The 20,301-nt window shown below is 37.2% G+C and carries 26 protein-coding genes and 1 other RNA gene; 18 read left to right on the top strand and 9 right to left on the bottom strand.

The window, feature by feature from the left end:
• Nucleotides 1-9 precede the first annotated feature (9 nt).
• From ccoP to thiC, 5 genes are all read right to left on the bottom strand, one after another.
• Nucleotides 10-897 carry a cytochrome-c oxidase, cbb3-type subunit III gene (ccoP, locus tag LS64_RS00325; RefSeq protein ID WP_034569796.1) on the bottom strand — a complete coding sequence of 296 codons (888 nt, stop codon included), beginning with the start codon at nucleotides 895-897 and terminating at the stop codon, nucleotides 10-12.
• Entirely contained in the window at nucleotides 881-1,123 is a 243-nt protein-coding gene (locus LS64_RS00320) for a cytochrome c oxidase, cbb3-type, CcoQ subunit (RefSeq protein ID WP_237416211.1), read from the bottom strand. Before LS64_RS00320 ends, ccoP begins: the two co-directional genes overlap by 17 nt.
• 21 nt (nucleotides 1,124-1,144) lie before the next feature.
• Nucleotides 1,145-1,843, bottom strand: coding sequence for a cytochrome-c oxidase, cbb3-type subunit II (ccoO, locus tag LS64_RS00315; protein ID WP_034569793.1), 699 nt, complete (start codon nucleotides 1,841-1,843; stop codon nucleotides 1,145-1,147).
• 10 nt (nucleotides 1,844-1,853) lie between these two features.
• Nucleotides 1,854-3,317: a cytochrome-c oxidase, cbb3-type subunit I gene (ccoN, locus tag LS64_RS00310; RefSeq protein WP_034569790.1), complete on the bottom strand. Its 1,464-nt coding sequence runs from the start codon at nucleotides 3,315-3,317 to the stop codon at nucleotides 1,854-1,856.
• A 489-nt stretch (nucleotides 3,318-3,806) separates the two neighbouring features.
• Nucleotides 3,807-5,171: a phosphomethylpyrimidine synthase ThiC gene (gene thiC, locus LS64_RS00305; RefSeq protein ID WP_118949031.1), complete on the bottom strand. Its 1,365-nt coding sequence runs from the start codon at nucleotides 5,169-5,171 to the stop codon at nucleotides 3,807-3,809.
• 188 nt (nucleotides 5,172-5,359) lie between these two features.
• Between thiC and LS64_RS00300 the strand changes: the two genes are divergently transcribed.
• From LS64_RS00300 to mreC, 8 genes are all read left to right on the top strand, one after another.
• Nucleotides 5,360-5,596: a hypothetical protein gene (locus LS64_RS00300; RefSeq protein ID WP_034570036.1), complete on the top strand. Its 237-nt coding sequence runs from the start codon at nucleotides 5,360-5,362 to the stop codon at nucleotides 5,594-5,596.
• A gap of 2 nt (nucleotides 5,597-5,598) precedes the next feature.
• Nucleotides 5,599-5,745: a hypothetical protein gene (locus LS64_RS12220; protein ID WP_160659259.1), complete on the top strand. Its 147-nt coding sequence runs from the start codon at nucleotides 5,599-5,601 to the stop codon at nucleotides 5,743-5,745.
• Between the two features lie 30 nt (nucleotides 5,746-5,775).
• On the top strand, nucleotides 5,776-7,209 hold the full coding sequence (gene ispF, locus LS64_RS00295) for a 2-C-methyl-D-erythritol 2,4-cyclodiphosphate synthase (RefSeq protein ID WP_034570033.1): 1,434 nt from the start codon (nucleotides 5,776-5,778) through the stop codon (nucleotides 7,207-7,209).
• A gap of 94 nt (nucleotides 7,210-7,303) precedes the next feature.
• Entirely contained in the window at nucleotides 7,304-7,540 is a 237-nt protein-coding gene (locus LS64_RS00290; protein WP_034570031.1) for a DUF2442 domain-containing protein, read from the top strand.
• Complete coding sequence (locus LS64_RS00285) at nucleotides 7,474-7,941, top strand: hypothetical protein (protein ID WP_160659260.1); 468 nt, start codon at nucleotides 7,474-7,476, stop codon at nucleotides 7,939-7,941. Before LS64_RS00290 ends, LS64_RS00285 begins: the two co-directional genes overlap by 67 nt.
• Nucleotides 7,929-8,813 carry a DNA-binding transcriptional response regulator gene (locus LS64_RS00280; protein ID WP_034570026.1) on the top strand — a complete coding sequence of 295 codons (885 nt, stop codon included), beginning with the start codon at nucleotides 7,929-7,931 and terminating at the stop codon, nucleotides 8,811-8,813. Before LS64_RS00285 ends, LS64_RS00280 begins: the two co-directional genes overlap by 13 nt.
• Nucleotides 8,791-9,978, top strand: a complete 1,188-nt coding sequence (locus tag LS64_RS00275; RefSeq protein WP_034570023.1) for a sulfate adenylyltransferase — start codon at nucleotides 8,791-8,793, stop codon at nucleotides 9,976-9,978. The genes LS64_RS00280 and LS64_RS00275 overlap by 23 nt, the downstream gene beginning before the upstream one ends.
• Before the next feature lie 85 nt (nucleotides 9,979-10,063).
• On the top strand, nucleotides 10,064-10,870 hold the full coding sequence (gene mreC / locus LS64_RS00270; protein ID WP_238699457.1) for a rod shape-determining protein MreC: 807 nt from the start codon (nucleotides 10,064-10,066) through the stop codon (nucleotides 10,868-10,870).
• On the opposite strand, the gene LS64_RS12215 is transcribed toward mreC, so the two are convergent.
• Nucleotides 10,871-11,020 carry a hypothetical protein gene (locus tag LS64_RS12215; RefSeq protein WP_160659261.1) on the bottom strand — a complete coding sequence of 50 codons (150 nt, stop codon included), beginning with the start codon at nucleotides 11,018-11,020 and terminating at the stop codon, nucleotides 10,871-10,873. It lies immediately after the preceding gene.
• 81 nt (nucleotides 11,021-11,101) lie between these two features.
• Between LS64_RS12215 and LS64_RS00265 the strand changes: the two genes are divergently transcribed.
• The 7 genes from LS64_RS00265 (at nucleotide 11,102) to LS64_RS00240 (ending at nucleotide 14,933) form a co-directional block, all read left to right on the top strand.
• Entirely contained in the window at nucleotides 11,102-12,646 is a 1,545-nt protein-coding gene (locus LS64_RS00265) for a flagellin B (protein ID WP_034570017.1), read from the top strand.
• 247 nt (nucleotides 12,647-12,893) lie between these two features.
• Complete coding sequence (locus LS64_RS13490) at nucleotides 12,894-13,025, top strand: hypothetical protein (RefSeq protein ID WP_272916630.1); 132 nt, start codon at nucleotides 12,894-12,896, stop codon at nucleotides 13,023-13,025.
• Nucleotides 13,026-13,061: 36 nt separating this feature from the next.
• Nucleotides 13,062-13,301: a hypothetical protein gene (locus LS64_RS00260; RefSeq protein ID WP_118949034.1), complete on the top strand. Its 240-nt coding sequence runs from the start codon at nucleotides 13,062-13,064 to the stop codon at nucleotides 13,299-13,301.
• A gap of 1 nt (nucleotide 13,302) precedes the next feature.
• Complete coding sequence (locus tag LS64_RS00255) at nucleotides 13,303-13,566, top strand: type II toxin-antitoxin system RelE family toxin (protein WP_238699456.1); 264 nt, start codon at nucleotides 13,303-13,305, stop codon at nucleotides 13,564-13,566.
• 76 nt (nucleotides 13,567-13,642) lie between these two features.
• Nucleotides 13,643-13,882 carry a hypothetical protein gene (locus LS64_RS00250; RefSeq protein ID WP_118949035.1) on the top strand — a complete coding sequence of 80 codons (240 nt, stop codon included), beginning with the start codon at nucleotides 13,643-13,645 and terminating at the stop codon, nucleotides 13,880-13,882.
• A complete protein-coding gene (locus LS64_RS00245; RefSeq protein ID WP_034570507.1) occupies nucleotides 13,875-14,147 on the top strand; it encodes a type II toxin-antitoxin system RelE family toxin in 273 nt (90 codons plus the stop codon). The genes LS64_RS00250 and LS64_RS00245 overlap by 8 nt, the downstream gene beginning before the upstream one ends.
• A 168-nt stretch (nucleotides 14,148-14,315) precedes the next feature.
• Nucleotides 14,316-14,933: a hypothetical protein gene (locus LS64_RS00240; protein WP_034570510.1), complete on the top strand. Its 618-nt coding sequence runs from the start codon at nucleotides 14,316-14,318 to the stop codon at nucleotides 14,931-14,933.
• 44 nt (nucleotides 14,934-14,977) lie between these two features.
• Here the strand turns inward: LS64_RS00240 and LS64_RS00235 are convergent, their stop codons facing one another.
• The gene (locus LS64_RS00235; RefSeq protein ID WP_052062355.1) at nucleotides 14,978-15,931 is read right to left on the bottom strand and encodes a purine nucleoside phosphorylase YfiH/LACC1 family protein; all 954 of its coding nucleotides are present in this window, start codon (nucleotides 15,929-15,931) and stop codon (nucleotides 14,978-14,980) included.
• A 51-nt stretch (nucleotides 15,932-15,982) separates the two neighbouring features.
• Here LS64_RS00235 and LS64_RS00230 point away from each other — a divergent pair, with 51 nt between their 5' ends.
• The 3 genes from LS64_RS00230 (at nucleotide 15,983) to LS64_RS00220 (ending at nucleotide 18,520) form a co-directional block, all read left to right on the top strand.
• Complete coding sequence (locus LS64_RS00230) at nucleotides 15,983-16,999, top strand: tRNA nucleotidyltransferase/poly(A) polymerase-related protein (RefSeq protein ID WP_034570513.1); 1,017 nt, start codon at nucleotides 15,983-15,985, stop codon at nucleotides 16,997-16,999.
• A 49-nt stretch (nucleotides 17,000-17,048) separates the two neighbouring features.
• An RNA gene (gene ffs / locus LS64_RS00225) (signal recognition particle sRNA small type) lies at nucleotides 17,049-17,145 on the top strand.
• A 196-nt stretch (nucleotides 17,146-17,341) separates the two neighbouring features.
• Entirely contained in the window at nucleotides 17,342-18,520 is a 1,179-nt protein-coding gene (locus LS64_RS00220) for a pyridoxal phosphate-dependent aminotransferase (protein ID WP_034570515.1), read from the top strand.
• A gap of 77 nt (nucleotides 18,521-18,597) precedes the next feature.
• On the opposite strand, the gene fliW is transcribed toward LS64_RS00220, so the two are convergent.
• Together fliW and hemC are read right to left on the bottom strand one after the other, a co-directional pair.
• Nucleotides 18,598-18,993: a flagellar assembly protein FliW gene (fliW, locus tag LS64_RS00215; protein WP_034570518.1), complete on the bottom strand. Its 396-nt coding sequence runs from the start codon at nucleotides 18,991-18,993 to the stop codon at nucleotides 18,598-18,600.
• A 274-nt stretch (nucleotides 18,994-19,267) separates the two neighbouring features.
• Entirely contained in the window at nucleotides 19,268-20,248 is a 981-nt protein-coding gene (gene hemC, locus LS64_RS00210; protein ID WP_052062356.1) for a hydroxymethylbilane synthase, read from the bottom strand.
• Between the last annotated feature and the right edge of the window lie 53 nt (nucleotides 20,249-20,301).

Below are 20,301 nucleotides of genomic sequence, written 5' to 3'. Positions count from 1 at the left end.
ACTCACTCCTTAATCAATATTCTTTTTAGCCGCGATAAACACTTGCAAGGCTTCGTATTCTTTATCGCTAAGATTTAGATACTCAAAGTTAGGCATAACGCCGATGTTGCCCTTTTTGCCGTGTTTTAACACATTTTCCAAAAACTCTTTTTTACCATAAAGAGCTAGGTTTGGAGCGGGGCTTTCCTCAGTCCATTGTCCATTTTCACCATGGCAGCTAAAGCAAGTGCCATCGCCATTAAATAGCTCCTTGCCATGTGCGACTAGCTCGGCGTCATAGTTGCGTGATTTATCACCTACGATTTCAGCCATTACATATTGCGCTACAGCTTGGATGTCCTTGTCTTCGGTTAGTAAGCCCTCGCTCATCATCATCTCATTAGTATCAAGATTAGCCAAATACAATCCAGCACTACCATGCTTAATCGTATCAATTACGCCATCAACCTTGCCCCAGTGAGTAAGATTCTGTGCCTTGCCATCGTTGCCCTCAGCGGTTAAGCCATGACATTGTGCGCACTGAACCATAAAGATTTGCTCGCCCATTTCACGCAATCCTGCCTCATCCAAATTCGCATGGATAGTCTCAAATCGTGCGTTATATGCCTTTGACTCCTCGTTATACTCGCCGATTTGCGAATATGAGTTAAGCGGATAGCCGATAAGCACATACCATATAGCCCACACGATTAGGACTAATAGTGATAAAAGCCACCCGGTAGGAATGTTATTACTAAACTCGCGAATGCCATCCCACTCATGCGACGTAAGCTCTCCACCGCCACTTTCAGTTTTCATCTTTTTAATAAGATTCCAAACGGTTACAATAGTTAGCAATAGAATAACTATCGCGCCTATAAACCCTATTAGATTCACATGATCACTTAACCAACCCATTATCTTCTCCTTTCACTTTTGTATCATCACAAGATTCTATCAACTCGTCATTTAAGTCGTCATTTAAGGCTAACTTAGCATATTTCTCATAATCTACCTTGCCTGTGCGTTGCGCCCTGTAAAGATAAATGATATAAGAATAAAGCCAAATCACCAAAAACACAATGCTAAAAAAGTAAATCCCTTTTAGACTAAAAAAAAACTCCATCGCAGTTATCTTTTCCATAATAAATCCTTTTAGATTCCATTATTTCACAATGCGACTTTGACCCAAGCTATTTAAGTAAGCAATCAAGGCTACGATTTCAGTAATCTCGCCATTACCATCGTTAAATATTTGAGTAGTTTTCTCATTTTTCATCTCTTCTACCACTTTTGCGGCGTCCTCTTTAAACTGGGCTTGAGCTTGCTCTAGTGTGCCTAGTTTAATGCTATTTTTCATACCATCAACATCATAAGGAACATTAAAGACTTTCTTTTGCGTTAAAGCCTCTGCATACGCAGTCTCAAAATCAACCTTTTTAGTATAAAGGTGCTTGTATGCTGGCATAATAGAATTAGGCACGACAGATATAGGCTCCCACATGTGATTAGCATGCCAGTCGCTACTACTTCTATCGCCGATTCTATGCAAATCTGGACCTGTGCGTTTAGAGCCCCAAAGGAAAGGTCTATCATACGCATACTCACCGCTAAGGCTGTGCATACCATATCTCATAACCTCGCTTTTAAATTCACGAATAAGCTGTGAGTGGCAGTTATAGCAGCCCTCTTTCATATATACATCACGTCCAGCAGTCTCTAGCACGGTTAGCGGTCGTAAGCCCTCAATAGGCTGTGATGACTTTCTAAAGTCAGGGATAATCTGCACTAGCCCAGCAATAGAGAAAGCAACCAAAAAGGCTACCGTAAAAAAGAATGGGTTTTTTTCAAGCCAACTAAACATTTAATCCTCCTTAAGACGCCATAGGTGAAGCAAACTCAGGCTCTTTTTTAAGCTCTTTAGCTGCTACAATGGTCATAACAATATTATAGATAAACATCACAAAGCCTACTAAGTATAACGCACCGCCTAAAGCTCTTAGCGTATAATAAGGCTTAAGCTGTATAACGGTATCAATAAATGAATACTTAAGCTGACCTAGCTCAGTAATATCTCTCCACATCATACCCTGCACGATACCAGCAATCCACATTGATGAGAAGTAGAATACAATACCTACCATCATAATCCAGAATTGCGCTTCGATTATCTTTTTAGAATAGATTTCTCTACCAAATAATCGTGGCAATAAGTGATAAATCGTAGCAATGATAGTAAATGCCACCCAGCCTAAAGCCGCGTCATGGACGTGTCCTACAATCCAGTCAGTGAAGTGTGCTAAAGCATTTACCGACTTAATAGACTGAATAGGACCTTCCAAAGTAGCTAGCATATACCAAGTAGATGCTAATACTAAGAACTTAATGAGCGGAGACTCTTTTAACTGATGCCATTGACCGCGCATTGTAAGTAGCATATTTATAGCCGTTCCCCATGATGGCAAGATAAGCACAACAGAGAAAACAGAGCCTAGAGACTGCACCCAGTCAGGCACCGTTGAGTAAATCAAATGGTGACCACCAGCCCAAATATACACAAACATTAAGCTCCAAAATGAAAATAACGTAAGCTTATATGAAAACACAGGCTGCCCAGATTCCTTAGGTAACACATAGTATATAAGACCGATGATACCAGAAGTGAAAACAAATGCCACCGCATTATGCCCCCACCACCACTGAATCAGCGCGTCATTAGTCCCAGCATACATTGATACGCTATGCCATATACTACCCAAACCTGTGACAAGTCGTGTAGGAACAGCCAAGTTATTAAAGATAAATAGCACGGAAATCGCAGTAAATGTAGCGATAAAATACCATAAAGATATATAAATCACCTTTTCTCTACGCACCGCCATAGACCCAAAAAGGCTAGTCCCCCAAAGCACCCAAGTTAGCACGATAAAAATATCGCCTATCCAAGGCAGCTCTGAATACTCCTTAGACTGCGTAATACCCGCAAATAGCGTATATAACGCAATCGCCAAAGTAATAACATACACAACCAAGTGCAATACACCAACAAGCTTTAAAAACGGATGGTCATGGTAGGTAATCTTTAAGACGCGCTGTCCAAAATAATACCATCCAGCCCACATACCGCTCAATGTGAAACCATAAATAATCACATTTGTATGTAGCGGTCGCAATCTACCAAAGATAGAATACTCACCCGCTATATAGTTTAAATTCGGCACCGCAAGCTGTGCTGCCAAAATCACACCGATTAACATACCAAGAAAACCCGTTACCACGCAAATAAGCAAAAACCACTTAGCAAGCGAGTAATCATATTGCTTCACGTTATCTTGCATACAATCTCCTTCTTCAAATTTGAGTTAAAAGAACATTTTGTTATTATAGTATTCTTATTATTAGTCGAAACTTAAAGTTAATAAAAAGTTAATATTTTTTGCATATTTTTTGCAGAAAAATAACAATAATGTGAAATTTTTGTGAAATCTAGATTCTAGGTTTTAAAAAATATTACCAAAATATTTTTTTGTTTCTTTTGGGTTTGCAGTTTTACTATTCGCTTGCCATTATCTGTTAGATTTATATTGTAATTGTGTATAGCGTTTAGAAGTTTGCTGGGAAGTCTATAAAACAATATACTTCACATTTGGCTTTTATCATAGAATTTTAGATTCTATAACTTTGTAATGTCTCGTTTTTATAGAATTTTGTTTTAGATTCATATTCCCAACATTTTTGCTTTTTAGATTCTATAAGATTTTAGAATCTTATTTTAACTTTTTATTATTCATTAGAATCTAATTTTAGATTCTATAATTCTTAGAATCTTATTTCGTGGTGTATTCTTCCTCTTTGTAGTTTTTGAAGATTTCTTGTGTGATTTTGTAACTGCAGAATTTTGGTCCGCACATCGAGCAGAACTCGGCGTCTTTGAATACTTCTTGAGGCAAGCTCTCATCGTGAAATTCACGGGCACGCTCACCATCAAGAGCTAACTCAAATTGCTTATTCCAGTCAAACGCATATCTTGCATCACTCATCAAATCATCTTGCACCCTTGAGCCAACTCTACCGCGTGCAATATCTGCGGCATGTGCGGCGATTTTGTAAGCGATTATTCCCTCCCGTACATCATTTGCATTCGGTAGACCAAGGTGTTCTTTTGGTGTTACATAACAAAGCATTGCTACACCTTTCCACGCCGCTACACACGCACCAATCGCACTTGCGATATGGTCGTATCCCGCGGCGATGTCAGTTACCAAAGGTCCTAGCACATAAAACGGTGCTTCATTACAATATTCTTTTTGCAACTCCACATTTCTTTCAATTTGATTAAGTGGGACATGTCCTGGTCCTTCAATCATTACCTGCACGTCTTTGTCATACGCTCTTTTAGCTAACTCGCCCAACACTTTTAATTCGCTAAATTGTGCCTCATCACTAGCATCAGCTAGACATCCCGGACGAAGCGAATCACCTAACGATAGCGAAACATCGTATTCTTGACATATTTTTAGAATCTCGTCGTAATATTCATAAAACGGATTTTGCTTGTGATAGTGCAACATCCAGCTTGCCATAAGGCTGCCGCCGCGTGAGACTATGCCCATTTTGCGTTTTGAAACCGCTGGCATGTGTTCCAAAAGGAAGCCGCAGTGTATCGTAAAGTAACTTACGCCTTGCTGTGCCTGTTTCAATAATACACTTAACATCGTGTCAATGTCAAGTTTTAACACATCATTTTGCACATCGTGTAATATTTGATACATAGGCACGGTGCCGATAGGCACACTAGATTCAGCGATTATGGCGGTGCGAATTTTGTCTAAGTCCCCGCCTGTGCTTAAGTCCATTACGGTATCTGCGCCGTATTTTATGCTTGTTTTGAGTTTGGTTACTTCTTCATCGATGTCTTCGACAAGCTGGGAGCTGCCGATGTTTGAATTGATTTTCGTGCGAAGTGCCACGCCGATGCCCATAGGCTCTAGGGACTTGTGGTTGATGTTTGCTGGGATTATTAGGCGTCCTTTTGCGATTTCTTTGCGGATTGTCTCGGCTGGGAGATTCTCGATATTTGCGACATATTTCATCTCTTCTGTGATTATGCCTTTTTTAGCGTAGTGCAGTTGCGTTCTAATCTTATCGTTGCTTCGTTTTTCTATCCAAGTGTTGCGTATATTTTCGCTCATAATGTGTCCTTTTAGAATCTAGATTCTATAAATGTGGATAATTATAGTGAAAAAAGATGTATTTTTTATGTATTTTTATATTTTATGTTTAGCGTTGCGAAAGTTTAAAAAATGTAGAAAATAGTAACATTTCTTTTGGAATTATTATATAATTGTGTAATTTTTTATATGTTTTGCTATGGAATGGTATGAAAAATAGTTTTGATAGGATTTTGGATAATCTTGAAAGGTTGCTTGGTGGGTTGCTACTTTCGCTTATAGGTATGGTTTCGTATTTGTTTGTGAATAGTGATAAGCTGAGTGCTTTTAAGTTTGGTTTGTTGTTATTTTGTATAGCGACGTTTATTGTAGCTGCTATACTAACCGCTATTACTTACTTTCATTATTTTAATGAAGTAAGAGAAATGGAAAAGAAAAAGGAATAGAAATGGAAACGTTTGCATTGATTTTTAGTGCGGTGATGGTTTTTATTATGGTTGTGTTTTTGGTTTGGTGCTTTGGATTTTATGGTCCTAGAATGATTCTAAAGCACGAAAAAATGCAAAAAGATTCTAAAAGTGTATCCAAAGAGTAGATTCTATAAATTTATATAAAAGAGAAAAAGTTGAAAAAATTGACTTTAGTTATTATGGCGGCGGGTGATTCGCTTAGGTTTTGTGATTCTGCTGAATCTAGTTTTGTGGGTTCTAAAGATTTTATGGAATCTAAGTTTATAGAATCTAGTTTAAAAGATTCTAAAAATTGCATAGAATCTAAAATACAAAATGATAAAAAAGATTCTAAAAGTTATACAGAATCTAAAATGCAAGATTTTATAGAATCTAATCTTATAGAATCTAAAAAGCCAAATGTAAAAAAGCAATGGATACGAATAAATACTACGCCACTTTGGCTTATTGTATTGCAAAATCTAAGTAAGCAGATTCTAACTTCTTTAGCAAAATTAGATTCTATAAAACTTACGCAAATTATTATCACCGCATCCACCACAGATTTACATTATATGAAAAAGCTCTGTCCTACGAATTTAGATTCTACGAATATTCCTATACATATTATTCAGGGGGGCAATACTCGCTATAATTCTTTAAAAAACGCCCTTGCATTTATAGAATCTAATTTGCAAGATTCTATAGATTCTCATTTTGTTATGGTAAATGATTGCGCTAGATTCAACACACAGCTAAAAGTGATACACGATTTGTTAGAATCTTTATCGTGCGAAAATAATGATTGTATCGCCCCTTTTATAAATATTAGCGATACTGCGATTTACCTAGAAGATTCTAATATTACGCACCTTAAAAGAGAAAATTTGAAACTTATCCAAACCCCACAAATTAGCAAATTAGGCAAACTTATAGAATCTACAAAATTAAATATAGATTTTAGCGATGAGACAAGTGCGATAAATGCGTTAAAAAATGCGACTATCAAATTGATAGATGGCGATAAACAAATGAATAAACTTACCACAACGCAGGATTTGGGCTTACTAAAACCGCTATTTGACGCGCTAGATTCTAAGCTAGATTCTAGTCAAACATTGATAGGGCAGGGTAGTGATATTCACGCCTTTGAATCTAATAAAATAATGTATCTTTGTGGCGTTCGCATAGAATCTAAAGTCGGCTTTAAAGCGCATAGCGATGGCGATGTGGGCATCCACGCTATAATCGATGCGATTTTGGGCGCGATGAATTGCGGCGATATAGGCGAGCTTTTCCCTGATAGCGACAACGCTTATAAGAACGCGGATTCTAAGATTCTATTAAAACGCGTTTATGATTACACGCTTAGCGTTGGCTTAGAAATAGTAAATATTGATGTTACGCTAATCGCGCAAACTCCAAAGATTTCGCCATATAAATCACAAATGCAAGAAGCCCTAGCCCATATTTTATATTTGCAAAAATCTCAAATTAGCATAAAGGCTACAACGGCAGAACACTTAGGCTTTATCGGTCGCAAAGAAGGCATTTTAGCCACCGCCATAACGCAACTAAAACCACGCAACATATTTAAGGAAATGAGATGATAAGATTAGAAAAGATAGAATCTAATAATTCGCGAAGCGAAAAATCTCAAAACGCCACGAAATTACAGAATCTAGATTCTATAAAGGATAAAAAATGAATATTTTAAAAGCTAAAAATGTAAGTTTTGATGAGAATTATTTGAATGTTACGCTAGAAGATGAACGCATTATTTCTACGCCGCTAAAATGGTATAAAGAGCTAGAAAATGCAAGTATCAAAGAGCTTAAAAAATGGCGTTTTATCTGTGATAATACAGGCATTGAATGGGAGAATTTAGACTGCCATTTAAGTGTAGAATCTATGTTAAAATCGCATATAAAGGTAGCGTAATGATAGAATCTAAACTTTATAAAAATGCTAACTTAGATTCTAAAAAAGTTATAGAATCTACAATGCAAGATTCTAAAGATATTATAGAATCTAATTTTACGCAAAATTCGCAGTTGCAAAATTTGTATAAATCTATTCCCAAAGGGCGACCCTTTTTTAAGATTAATATAAAAAGCGCGAATGCGAATTTTGATAACACACGAGATTCTGTAGAATCTAAAAACGCAAAAGATTCTAAGAAAAATAACGTAGATGTTTCGCATTCGCTCAACATGACAAAAAATATAGAATCTAGATTCTATAACAAACTAGATTCTATAAAAAATAAAATAGATTGTCGCAACGATAAAACCAACCCATTCCATCATATCAAAAAGGAGCAAGTAAAATGGAAATTTTAATAATTGAAAGCGAGGCTTATTTAGCCCAAAGTATCGCTACAAAGTTAGCCGATACAGGGCATAATAGCCACACGATTAGCAGCCTAGAAGAGATAGCAAACGATAGCAAAAGCTATGATATTGTGCTACTTAGCATTAGCGCGGTTGATGCGGATTTAAGCGAGATTATAGAGCATTATAAAGATTCTATAATCATACTTATGGTGTCCTATGTGACTGATGATACCGTTAGTAAGCCGCTTAAAAATGGCGTACGTGACTACATCGTAAAGCCCTTTATGATGGATGAGCTAGTGCGTAAAATCGAGCATTACAGAGCCTTTAAGGAGTTAGAGAGCGATATTAGATTCTATAAATCTTATTTTAGATTTATCCAAGATGAGCTGCAGATTCCTGAGTTGCCTGATATGCTGCCCCCTATGCTAATTAAGGCTAGCTCACAAAGAAGTGCTGATATTTATGCGATGAAATATGCAATTGAGCGTGGATTGCGTTTAGAATTTATTAGCTTAAAAAATATAGAATGGAAAACTTATAATTTTGATAAATACAAAAACTACTACATTATAAATATTGAGAATCTTAAAAAGCAAGAACGCAAGGAATTTTTAGAAAAAGCGTTGAATTTTAATATGATTCTAAGCCTTATTGCTGATGAAAAGGTTAGCTTTCCAAATGTGGTAGATATTACAAATATGGCGAATAATCTTGAAATCGGTAGCGAGATTCTAAGTATCAAAGAATATGAGCGAATCGTAATTACGAAGTTTGAAGGTCGCTATCCAGATGTAGAACTCGCCAAAAAGCTAGGAATGAGCCGAAAATCTCTATGGGAAAAAAGGAAAAAATATGGCATCACAAGGAAAAAATAAACAACTTTATATCGACAAAGAAGCCATTTCAGTATTAAATCTTGCTAGTGAAGGCTTACTTTACCCTGTAAGTGGGCTAATGAATGAAAAGGAAATGAATGAAGTAAATAAAAGCGGAATGTATAAAGGCAGCAGCTATCCGTGTCCATTTTTGCTAAGTCCTAGTGGGAAGCGAAATAAGCAGGTGTTAGAATCTGTTAAGAAAGGCGAAGTGCTAGACTTTATCACAGATGGGGTAAAAGTGGGAAGTATCAAAGTAGATTCCACATTTAAAATCAATAAGCAAGAGCGAATGTATAAAATAATGGGCGGCGACTTTGCGTCAAAACGCATACAAGAAATAGAGCATAGAATCGGCGAAATCGGCATAAGTGGCAAGTATGAGCTAGAGCATAACGAAGTAGCAATCAATAAGGAGCGTTTGCAAAAAAAGATAAAACAACTAGGAGCAAAGCGAATATCTGGTATGGTAATGCGCGCATCTCCACTGCATAGAGTGCATGAGGAGCTAATGCGAAAAGCCTTAGAAGAGTGCGATTTATTAGTAATATTCTTGCTAAAGCCATATCGAAATGACTTAATAAGCTATGATTTAAGGCTAAAATGCACGGAGTTTTTAGTAGAAAATTATTTAATGAAAGAAAAAGTAATCATAATCCCACATGATGATACTTACCTATATGCTGGGCAAAATAATATGATTATGAGTGCGTTAGTCGCGCGTAATTATGGCTGCACGAAGTTTTTAGTAGGTGAAAATAATCGCGGTCTTTCAGTGTATTATTTAAATAATGAAATCCATAGCATATTTGATTCACTAACAGGCTTTAATATTGAGGTAAAAATTGTAAGTGAATATGTCTATTGCGATGTGTGCCGCACTATCGTTTCTACACGCGTTTGTCCGCATGGACATCATCATCACATTAATTATAATACAGAATCTATGATAGAATTTTTCCGCTTAGGACTTTTGCCCCCAGCAATGCTAGTTCGCCGTCAAATATCAGCAATGATGCTAGCTAGTCTTTTCCCAAATAGATTTAAAGTCCTTGACCGCCTATACTATGACATCCTGCCTTCACATGGAATCTTGCAAAATAGCGGCGAAGAAGAATTCTACCTCCGCCTAATGCAACTCTACCAAGCCACCTCGCTAAACTAGATTCTATAAAATCTATAGAATCTAATCTAGATTCTATCTTTTATGCTAAGATTCTACTTTTATAGAATCTATAGGATTTATTATCGTGCGATTTTTTGCTATCTTTTTACTTATTATTGTTTTATGCGGAGTAGTAGGCTTTGTGCCCACTTTGCGACAGCAAGTATTAAATATTTCTTTTTATATAAAATCATTTTATGATTCTAAAAAGGAAAATGTTTCGCTATTTATTGATAACTATACAAATCAAGCACAACGCATAAAAGAAATGCGCGAGCAAATTAAAACATTAGAGCAGCAAAACATTAAGTATGAATCTTTACAAGCAGAGTATGATAGCCTGCATTATGCGACAGATATTGAGCGGCATTATATTGACCCAGATGTGCATTTAGTAAAGGTGCTAAGTTACGCTACGCTTGGCGTTTATACAAAGATTTGGATTGATTATAATGAGACAAGGAATGAAAGAAAGATTTTTGGACTAATTAAAGATGGCTATGCTATCGGCATTGCAAAGTGGGTTGGCAATAGTTTGCAGGGCATTTTAAATGGCGATATGGAGTGTAGTTATAGCGTGTATATCGGCGATAATCGTGTGCCTGGAATCTTACGCACTACGCAAGGGGGCATTGTCGTGGATTATATCCCTGCTTGGCAGAGCGTTAAAAGTGGCGATTTAGTGCGGACAAGTGGGCTAGATGGTATCTTTTTTGAAGGCGTGCAAGTTGGAATCTTAGGGAATGTAAAATATGAAAACGGCTATTTAAAAGCCGAAATAACGCCCTATAATTTTAGCAATCGTCTAAGCTATGTATGGCTTGTCGATACTAAAATCGAACAAGCAGTAACATTACACGAAAGCCTAATCGAGCAAGAGCAAGGTAATTAGTCAAATAATAGAATTTAAAAACACAAAATTAGATTCTATTTTGTTTTGCAAATTCCTAAACACTCGCACACCACCCTTTTTTGTGAGTGTATAGAATCTAGATTCTATATAGAATATAAAATAGAATATAAAATCCCGAAAATGTATCAATTTTTACATAGAATATAGTGGTTTGGGAACAAACTTTGCTTTTAGCTTTGCGTATTCAAATTTTTCGCAAAGGATGCAAAGATGAGTTTTAGGATAAATACTAATATTTCAGCGCTAAACGCGCATACCATTGGTGTGCAAAACAACAGGTTTATACACAACTCGTTGGAAAAGTTAAGTTCTGGGTTACGGATTAATAAGGCAGCAGATGACGCCTCTGGTATGTCGATTGCGGATAGTTTGCGTAGTCAGGCGAGTTCATTAGGACAAGCTATTGCCAACGCAAACGATGCTATTGGTATGATACAGGTAGCGGATAAGGCTATGGATGAGCAGCTAAAGATTCTAGATACCGTAAAGGTAAAAGCAATCCAAGCAGCTCAAGATGGTCAAACTACTGAATCAAGACGTGCATTGCAAAATGACATCGTAAGGCTACTAGAGGAGCTAGATAACATTGCTAACACTACTAGCTATAATGGTCAGCAAATGCTATCTGGTGCGTTTTCTAATAAAGAGTTTCAAATCGGTGCATATTCTAACACTACCGTGAAAGCGTCAATTGGTCCTACAAGTAGTGATAAAATTGGTCATGTTAGATTAGAATCTAGCTCGGTTACAGGTATTGGTATGTTAGCTAGTGCGGGTGCTAAAAACTTAAAAGAAATCGCATTGCGTTTCCGTCAAGTAGATGGTAAGAAAGACTATAAGCTTGAGACTGCGGTCGTTTCTACATCTGCTGGAACAGGTATAGGGCTACTTGCTGATACTATTAATAAGTTTAGCGATACTTTGGGTGTTAGAGCGTATGCTACCGTTATAGGCACAGGGGCATTACCGGTGCAAAGTGGAACCGTTAATGGCTTAGTTGTCAATGGGACTACAATCGGGACTATTAATGATGTGCGTAAAAATGACTCAGATGGTCGTCTAATCAATGCCTTTAACTCAATCAAAGAGCGAACAGGTGTGGAAGCGTATGTGGATATTGAAGGTCGATTGAATCTAAGAAGCTTAGATGGTCGCGCTATATCAGTGCATGTGGAAGGTAAAACAGGTAAAGTGCTAGGTGGCGGTAGCTTTAATGGTGTAGATGGTAATAATCACGCTATTGTTGGGCGCTTAAGTCTAGTTAGGACTGATGCTAGGGATATTTTGATAAGTGGGACAAACTTTAGTAATGTCGGCTTCCACTCAGCTCAAGGTATCGCGCAATACACAGTGAATCTTCGCTCTGTTCGCGGAAATATGGATAAAAACATAGCAAGTGCGTGTGGTGCGAATGGTAACGCTGCGATGGCTGAGCAAAATAAATGGGGTATCGGGGCTGGTGTAACATCTTTGCGTGGTGCGATGGTTGTTATGGATATGGCTGAATCTGCAACTCGTCAGCTAGATAAAATCCGCGCTGATATGGGTTCTGTGCAAATGCAGCTTGTTGCGACAATCAACAACATTTCTATTACTCAAGTTAATGTTAAAGCGGCTGAAAGTCAAATTAGAGATGTGGATTTCGCGGCTGAATCTGCGACATTCTCTAAACATAACATCTTGGCACAAAGTGGTAGCTTTGCAATGGCACAAGCCAACGCGGTGCAACAAAATGTTTTAAGACTACTTCAGTAGTTTTATTGCTACTTAGATTCTATGTTTTGTGTAGAATCTTTTTTTACAAATTTTACAAAGGCTGGATTCTGTATAGAATCTAGCCTTTTTTACGTTTTAGATTCTATCCATCATCAAAAAGGGCGGTGGGTGGGCGTTTAGGCTAAGAATATAGAATCTAAACTTAATTTTTAAATATTTTCTTTTCTATCTATTTACGCCCAAGCCACCCTTTAAGGTAAAAAATATTTTATAGAATCTAGATTCTATGTTTTTTAGATTAGCAGCAAAAGTCGCAGTTGTAAGATTTACTTTAATCTTAAAAAAGGGTGGCAGGGTGGGAATAGATTACAATAAATCTTGCAACTGCGACTTTTGCGTTTTAGATTCTATATTTTAAGATATAATGTTGCAACTTTTACACAAAGGATTTAGTATGTATTATAGTTTTAAGATTAAAGTTAGAACGCCAGATGAAAAGCTTTTAAAGCAAATAAGAGAGCTAGTGAAAAATCACGACCACGCAAGTATTAGTGTGAAAAAGGAAAAAATGTATCCAGTCGCTGAAGCCCCGGCGATAAAAGAGATACAAGCATATCCATTTACACCAGAGCAAAAAGAGCAAATAAGACGCGAAGTTTTGGCAGAATGCGGGTTATTAAAAGAAAATGTATAATGTGATAGTTACAAACAAGGCGAGTAAAGAGCTATCTAAAATCAATAAAACTAATCCAGTGGAAGGCTCAAAAATAGAATCTCTGCTTTATGAAACGCTCCCAAATACTCCTAATCCGCTCATTCTGCCAAATGCTAAAAAGCTAAAAAGCCAAGAGAATAAATATCGTTGGCGTGTGGGAAACTACCGCGTTATAGGCGAAGTTTATAACAATATCCTAACCATAGAAATCATAAAAATCGCAAATAGAAAAGATGCGTATTAGATTCTAGAATCTATTTTGCATTTTAGATTCTATATTTTAGGATATAATGTTGCAACTTTTACACAAAGGATTTAGTATGTATTATAGTTTTAAAATTAAGGTTAGAACGCCAGATGAAAAACTTTTAGAGCAAATAAGAGAGCTAGTGAAAAATCACGACCACGCAAGCATTAGCGTGAAAAAGGAAAAGGTGTGGGACGTCGCCGAAGCCCCAGCGATAAAGAAAATACAAGCCTATCCATTCACAGAAGAGGAGCTAGATAAATTACGCAAAGAAGTTTTAGCAGAATGTGGGTTATTAAAAGAAAATGTATAAAGTCGAAGTCACAAATAAAGCGAGTAAAGAGCTAGACAAAATCATTGAAAGCAACCCGGGACGTGGCAGGCAAATAGAAATATTGCTTTATGAAACGCTCCCAAATACTCCTAATCCTTTTGCCTTGCCAAATGCCAAAAAGCTAAAAAGCGAGGAGAATAAATATCGTTGGCGTGTAGGAAATTACCGCGTTATAGGCGAAGTTTATAATAATATCCTAACCATTGAAATCATAAAAATCGCAAATAGAAAAGATGCGTATTAGAATCTAGCCTTTATATAGAATCTTTTTTAGATTCTATAAACCCTAGAATCTTTCACGTCACTAGATTCCATAAAAACCAACCATCCAGTCATATACCTGACAAAAACTTTGACTCCTTAATGCAAAGCAAATACAATGCAAAGGTTAAAATATTTAAGGAGAAAAATTATGAAAAATCTTACTTTAAAGGCGATACTTGCTTTGGCGTTAAGCTTTAGTAGTATGAGTGCGCAAAATAGTGGCTTTTTTGTCGGGCTGCAAGGCGGCATCGCCCTAAATTCTTCAAGCGGTCAAGTGGCAACGCAAAATGCCTTTGCAATGCAGGATAATGTCGTTTTCAATCTCATTTATGGTGCGCGTTTGGGCTATATTGCGAGTTTTAATGAGTTTAATGGGCTTCGTATTTATGGCGATTTTAGCGCTGGTTGGTTTAATGCGTTTGGGCAGGATTATTACAATATGAGTGGGGGTGCTGGGCTTGATTATTTGGCGAGTTTCAGTGAGCATTTTGGTATGTTTTTTGGGCTTGGGTATAACTATAATTTTGGCAAGCTAATGGACGCGATAGGCAGCAGGGCGAACCCGCACAATCCGTATGCAAATCTTGGCTTTGCGTGGAATGTTAGCATTGTGCGAATTGAGCTTGGAGCAAAAGTGCCGTTTTTAAATTTCTTTAATGCGGAGGCGATTTTAATTGACCCAAATGACGCTACAAATGTGATTAGCGCGAAACAAACAATCCGCACTCACGCACAAATCTATCTAAACCTTGATTTTGTGTTTTAGATTCTATGAAATTCCAAATATAAAAGATATGTTATGATTAAAATCTAGATTCTAACACTAGCAAAGATTCCAAAGCGACCTGTGCTTTTTTCATTCTGCAAGCTAGCACGGCGATGCGAAAAGTAGCGAGTATCACAGCATGTGCAAATGGGCGAAATGTCAATATTAGATTCTAACATACCATTTTCTTGCATTTCATCACGCAGCATCGCAATCATATCAAGGCGATTGTCACGGATATATCGCGGCTCAAATTCGCTTTTTAAATCGCCGATTTCATAGCAGCACTGCCTTATACTAGGGCTAATAAACGCCTTTAAATCACGCGCATTTACGCCAAAATCATCTTGCAAAATTTTTATCGCATTGCTTAGAATCTTTTTTTGCACGCCAAGACGACCTGCATGTAATAACGCAAAAACTTTTTTATTAGAATTATAAAGCAAAATTGCGTTGCAATCAGCCACCATAATAAGCCCTACAAACGCGGGATTATCGCAGATTAGCCCATCAAATTCGCCTAAATTTATCTCATTTAAATCTTGTGTTTTTTCACTTTTAAAAGATTCTATACTTTGCGTTTTTATCAAATTTGGCGTGTAGAATCTGGCTTCATTTTGCCTTATAGCAATGATATGATTTGAGTGAATTTGCCTTAAATAGAGCAAAGTTTTTTTATTTTTATTATTTTTAGAATCTAGATTCACTAAATTTTTAGAATCTTTAGAATCTAGATTCTGTAATTTTTTAGAATCTTTTTTCAAGTCTTGCAAACTAGATTCTATAATCCCAGAATCTTTAGAATCTGCGAAATATTTTTGCAAAATTAAAGCTCGATTTTGTGCCACATCCTGCGGATTATCCCCCACGTGATAGGCGATATTTAGTCTATCAAAGGGCGTTTTGCTAACACCAAAGCCACTAGATTCTAAAGTAGATTCTAAACCCCTATCACTCAAAACCGCGCAAATATCGCCATCGCAATCTAAAATTTTCATTCAAAGCCTTTAAAAAATCTCGTTAAAATTATAGAATCTAAAAGGAAAAATATGCAAAAAGATTCTATAGATTCTAAAAAAAATACTGAAATAATTGAGGTTGAAGTAGAGATTTTTGATTATTTTAATGGCTTGCAAGATTTGCAAGAAAAAAAAATAAAGTGCGTTGGAGACGCCTTTGAGCGATTTAGCGAAGATGCTTTGAGAATTTTACGCGCCCTACGTTTTGCCGCTACTTTGCCAAATAATTTTGCTATAGAATCTAGCACAAAAATGGCTATTTTTGAACTTAAAAATTTGCTAAAACATATTTCAAAAGAAAGGATAAATGCGGAGATTTCGCGGCTTATTTTGGGTAAAAATGTTACGCAGATTTTGAGTGAGTTTAAAGAGATTTTTTTGCAAGAAATGCCGATTTTATCGAGTTTAAGCGATAGTGAATTTAAGCGGAATATTACTGCTTTAAATTACGCACCAAATGATTTAGAAGTGCGTTTGAGTGTGCTTTTTTTTGGCTTAGAAAATGTTAGCAAAACCTTAAAATCACTAAAATTTTCACGCAAAAATATTGCAAATATCACCGCAATTTTGGGCGTGGAAAAAGTGATAGAATCTAGTTTAAAATCTAGCTTAGATTCTATAATTTTGGATAAAAAAAGTCTTAAAAAATTGCTATTAAAATATGAAAAATATCCACACGCAAATATTGTTTTAAAATGGATAGAAATGCGTGTAGCCCTAGATTCTGTGGCTTTAAAATCTAGCTTAGATTCTAAAAAATCTAGCAATTTTAAGCCAAAAAAACACAATTTAGATTCTAAAAAAATGCTAGATTTATATAGCGAAATTACTAGCAAAAATGAATGTTTTTATATCTCGCATTTGGCAATAAATGGGAGCGATATTTTAGGGCTTTTTAGGGCGTTAAATGTGGAGTTTAATGGTAGTAAAATAGGGCAGATTCTAAACATTTTGATTGTTGAAATAATTGAAGAAAAATTGCAAAATAACAAAGAAATTTTACTAAAAAGAGCAAGGGAAATTATAGAATCTAACCTGATGCAATGAGCACATATAGAAATATTTAAGAAATAAAGATATAATAACCATTGCCCTTTTGTTAGCCCTATGCAATAGAGTTTGTAAGCAATGCTTCAGGATGGGAACATAGCAGAGCACTTGCAAATTTTATGTGCCATTGGTTCCTGACAGAAGGGTTTTACTCGACTATAAAATTTAAATAAACTTTACACAAGTCATTAGTGTAAAATACTCCAAAATTTGTTACATATCAATTTTACAATTATATTTATTTATCAAAACAAATGTGTTTTATAAAGTATTATTGTATAATTTGTGATATTTAGAATCTAAGTTTTATAGAATCTAGATTTTAGCAAGGAGCGTAAAATGAAACCATATTCACACAGGATTCAAAGTTTAAGCGAGTCAGCGACTATTGCGGTGGCGACTTTGGCTAGAAAACTCAAAAGTGAGGGCAAAGATGTGCTTAGTTTTAGCGCAGGTGAGCCAGATTTTGACACGCCGCAAATCATCAAAGATGAGGCGATACGTGCGCTAAACTGCGGCTTTACCAAATACACGTCAGTCGCCGGTATCCCAGAGCTGCTAACTGCGATAAAAGACAAGCTAAAACGCGACAATAACCTTGATTATGACACGAGCGAGATTATCGTTAGCAATGGCGCAAAGCAGTCGCTTTTCAACACTTTTCAGGCGTTAATTGATAGCGGCGATGAGGTCATTATCCCTGCGCCTTACTGGGTTACATATCCTGAGCTTGTGATTTATAGCGGTGGGAAGCCTGTGTTTATTAACACGAGTGAAGAGTATGAGTTTAAGGCACGGGCGCGTGATTTCGAGCAAGCGATAACGAGCAAAACTAAGGCGATTGTGCTTACAAGTCCATCAAATCCAACAGGTATGATTTATACCAAAAAGGAGCTAGAATCTATCGCGAAAGTGGCTGTGGATAATGATTTGTGGGTGATAAGCGATGAGATGTATGAGAAGCTAATTTATGAGGGGGAATTTACGTCTATCGGCTCTTTGGGAGATGAGATTCTGAAAAGGACGATTACCATAAATGGCTTAAGCAAAAGCGTGGCAATGACTGGCTGGCGGATGGGCTATGCGGCTAGCAAGGATAAAAAGCTAGTTAAGATGATGGATAATTTGCAAAGTCAATGCACATCAAATATTAATTCGATAACACAAAAGGCATCAATTCCGGCGTTGAATGGCGCGGCAGACCCGGATATTAACTATATGAGAGAGGCGTTTAAGGAGCGGCGCGACTTTGCGTGTGATTTAATCGCGGAGATTCCAGGCATTAGTGTCGTTAAGCCGCATGGGGCGTTTTATCTTTTTATTAATATCCAAAATATTCGTGGCTTTAATGGCGATAGTATGGCGGTGTGCAAGGCGTTATTAGAAAAAGTTGGCATTGCTTTAGTGCCCGGGGCTGCCTTTGGTATGGATGGCTTTGTTAGGATGAGCTTTGCATGTAGTCTAGACCAGCTAAAAGAGGGCTTTATAAGGTTTGATAAATTTGTGAAAGAGTGCTAAACCTTTGTGTTAAATACTTAACAAATTAAAAAATCTCCAATCCACAAATAAATCAATGAACTTTTATGCACTTCCTACTATTTCGCGTCTTGCGGGTAGTAATTAGCAATAGGCTCTGCAAGGCTGTATTGCGGGTATTTAATGCTATCAAGGACGATTTGAGCCATTGTGAAATTATCAAAATTAAAGACAAGTGGGGCTAGAAAGTTAATCGTGGAGCGTTCAATCGGGTTTTGCATAACCATAATATTCGCCGTCAAAATATTCTTAGAATTTTCCAAATCAAGCAGCAGTTTCAACGCCATAGGCACCTCAAACTCATACTCACGCAACGCAAAAGGATTAACCAAAGTAAAGATAGGCGCGGAATCATTAGCATTCGTTAAACGCAAAAAAATCTCATCTAGCTTTTCTAGCTTCATCTTATCGACATGCTCAAAACCCAAAATCGGCGATTTAACCTCAAAAATCATACTTTTCTCCAAAAAATAGCAATAACTCGTAGATTCTATAAATGCAAAATTGATTCCCAAAAACCGCGTTAAAGTTAATTGCGAAACGCTTAGCAAAAATGTATTTTAGCAAAAAGTTGATAAATATGCAAACATAAAGTAAATTTTTGTGCATTTGAGTGTTTAGATTCTATAGAATCTTTATGGTGTGGATAGAATCTAGATTCTATAAATCAAGTTTAATTTGAGTAAGATTTGCTATTTATAATAGGCTTTTTAGTTTAAATTCTAGAATCTAGCCCCCGTGCGTTTCAGCTAAGATTCTATCCACGCCGTTGGCTTTCAGTGTGTTTATCATACTTTGCAAGACATATTCTACCTCGCCGCGCTCACATGTAGCAGAATCTCGCAGCACATTTTTAGCGTCCAAAGTGCCGACAATACAAGAAATCTTAAGCCGATTTTCCTTTAGAATCTGCGCGTGGATACCTATGGGCGAATTGCACCCACCGCCCAAAAGCGCGATAAACGCCCGTTCAATGCCACAACTCAAAGCCGCATCCTTATTATGCAAAGATTCCAAAACCTTACACACAGCCAAGTCGCGAAAATGCGGCGAATACTTCGGGTCGCGGCACTGAAGCCCAAGTGCGCCTTGTGCCATCGCGGGTATCATTTCATCCGTGCTAAAGTATTGAATGTGCGGGATTTCACTCTCGATGCCAAGCCGCTTTAGCCCAGCCGCAGCCAAGATTATAGCGTCATACTCGCCACTTTTTAGCTTATTTAGCCGCGTTTGGATATTCCCGCGAAGCCCCTTAGAATCTAAATCGCTCCGCATAAGCTTTAACTGCAAACTACGCCTAAGCGAAGTCGTGCCAACTTTGGCATTTTTGGGAAGTTCGCTCACATTTGCGTAACGTTCGCTAAGCAAGCAATCGCGTGCATCTTCGCGTTTTGTCACCGCCGCTAGACTAAGTCGCGCGCTCTCAATTACAGGCATATCCTTTAGCGAATGCACGGCAAAATCGATTTTTTCGCTCAAAAGCTCACTCTCGATTTCTTTGGTGAAAAGTCCCTTGCCACCGACATTTGCAAGGGGGCTATCTAGCAGTTTATCGCCACTTGTTTTAATGCTTTTTAGCCGCACTTTCACGCCCTTTGCCTCCAGCCTATCCTTGATGTGATTAGCCTGCCAGAGTGCCAGCAGCGAGCCGCGCGTGCCAAGCACCATTTCCTTGTCCTTAAACTCATTGATATAACGCTCTGCCAACATTTTCGCTCCCTATTTGCTCGTTAAGATTCTAGATTCTATAACTTTACCTTATT

This window comes from Helicobacter saguini (assembly GCF_000762875.2).
GTDB lineage: Bacteria > Campylobacterota > Campylobacteria > Campylobacterales > Helicobacteraceae > Helicobacter_A > Helicobacter_A saguini.
This window is presented reverse-complemented; position numbering and strand designations above follow the sequence as displayed.

Excerpts from the sequence above, each read along its gene's own strand:
- LS64_RS00265 (WP_034570017.1), top strand. The coding sequence starts at position 11,102 with ATGAGTTTTAGGATAAATACTAATATTTCAGCGCTAAACGCGCATACC.
- LS64_RS00320 (WP_237416211.1), bottom strand. The coding sequence starts at position 1,123 with ATGGAAAAGATAACTGCGATGGAGTTTTTTTTTAGTCTAAAAGGGATT.
- LS64_RS00280 (WP_034570026.1), top strand. The coding sequence starts at position 7,929 with ATGGAAATTTTAATAATTGAAAGCGAGGCTTATTTAGCCCAAAGTATC.
- LS64_RS00260 (WP_118949034.1), top strand. The coding sequence starts at position 13,062 with ATGTATTATAGTTTTAAGATTAAAGTTAGAACGCCAGATGAAAAGCTT.
- LS64_RS00240 (WP_034570510.1), top strand. The coding sequence starts at position 14,316 with ATGAAAAATCTTACTTTAAAGGCGATACTTGCTTTGGCGTTAAGCTTT.
- LS64_RS00245 (WP_034570507.1), top strand. The coding sequence starts at position 13,875 with ATGTATAAAGTCGAAGTCACAAATAAAGCGAGTAAAGAGCTAGACAAA.
- LS64_RS13490 (WP_272916630.1), top strand. The coding sequence starts at position 12,894 with ATGTTTTTTAGATTAGCAGCAAAAGTCGCAGTTGTAAGATTTACTTTA.
- ccoO (WP_034569793.1), bottom strand. The coding sequence starts at position 1,843 with ATGTTTAGTTGGCTTGAAAAAAACCCATTCTTTTTTACGGTAGCCTTT.
- thiC (WP_118949031.1), bottom strand. The coding sequence starts at position 5,171 with ATGAGCGAAAATATACGCAACACTTGGATAGAAAAACGAAGCAACGAT.
- LS64_RS12220 (WP_160659259.1), top strand. The coding sequence starts at position 5,599 with ATGGAAACGTTTGCATTGATTTTTAGTGCGGTGATGGTTTTTATTATG.
- hemC (WP_052062356.1), bottom strand. The coding sequence starts at position 20,248 with ATGTTGGCAGAGCGTTATATCAATGAGTTTAAGGACAAGGAAATGGTG.
- LS64_RS00290 (WP_034570031.1), top strand. The coding sequence starts at position 7,304 with ATGAATATTTTAAAAGCTAAAAATGTAAGTTTTGATGAGAATTATTTG.
- ccoN (WP_034569790.1), bottom strand. The coding sequence starts at position 3,317 with ATGCAAGATAACGTGAAGCAATATGATTACTCGCTTGCTAAGTGGTTT.
- fliW (WP_034570518.1), bottom strand. The coding sequence starts at position 18,993 with ATGATTTTTGAGGTTAAATCGCCGATTTTGGGTTTTGAGCATGTCGAT.
- LS64_RS00235 (WP_052062355.1), bottom strand. The coding sequence starts at position 15,931 with ATGAAAATTTTAGATTGCGATGGCGATATTTGCGCGGTTTTGAGTGAT.
- LS64_RS00300 (WP_034570036.1), top strand. The coding sequence starts at position 5,360 with ATGAAAAATAGTTTTGATAGGATTTTGGATAATCTTGAAAGGTTGCTT.
- LS64_RS00285 (WP_160659260.1), top strand. The coding sequence starts at position 7,474 with ATGGGAGAATTTAGACTGCCATTTAAGTGTAGAATCTATGTTAAAATC.
- LS64_RS00275 (WP_034570023.1), top strand. The coding sequence starts at position 8,791 with ATGGCATCACAAGGAAAAAATAAACAACTTTATATCGACAAAGAAGCC.
- LS64_RS00250 (WP_118949035.1), top strand. The coding sequence starts at position 13,643 with ATGTATTATAGTTTTAAAATTAAGGTTAGAACGCCAGATGAAAAACTT.
- ccoP (WP_034569796.1), bottom strand. The coding sequence starts at position 897 with ATGGGTTGGTTAAGTGATCATGTGAATCTAATAGGGTTTATAGGCGCG.
- LS64_RS00230 (WP_034570513.1), top strand. The coding sequence starts at position 15,983 with ATGCAAAAAGATTCTATAGATTCTAAAAAAAATACTGAAATAATTGAG.
- LS64_RS00220 (WP_034570515.1), top strand. The coding sequence starts at position 17,342 with ATGAAACCATATTCACACAGGATTCAAAGTTTAAGCGAGTCAGCGACT.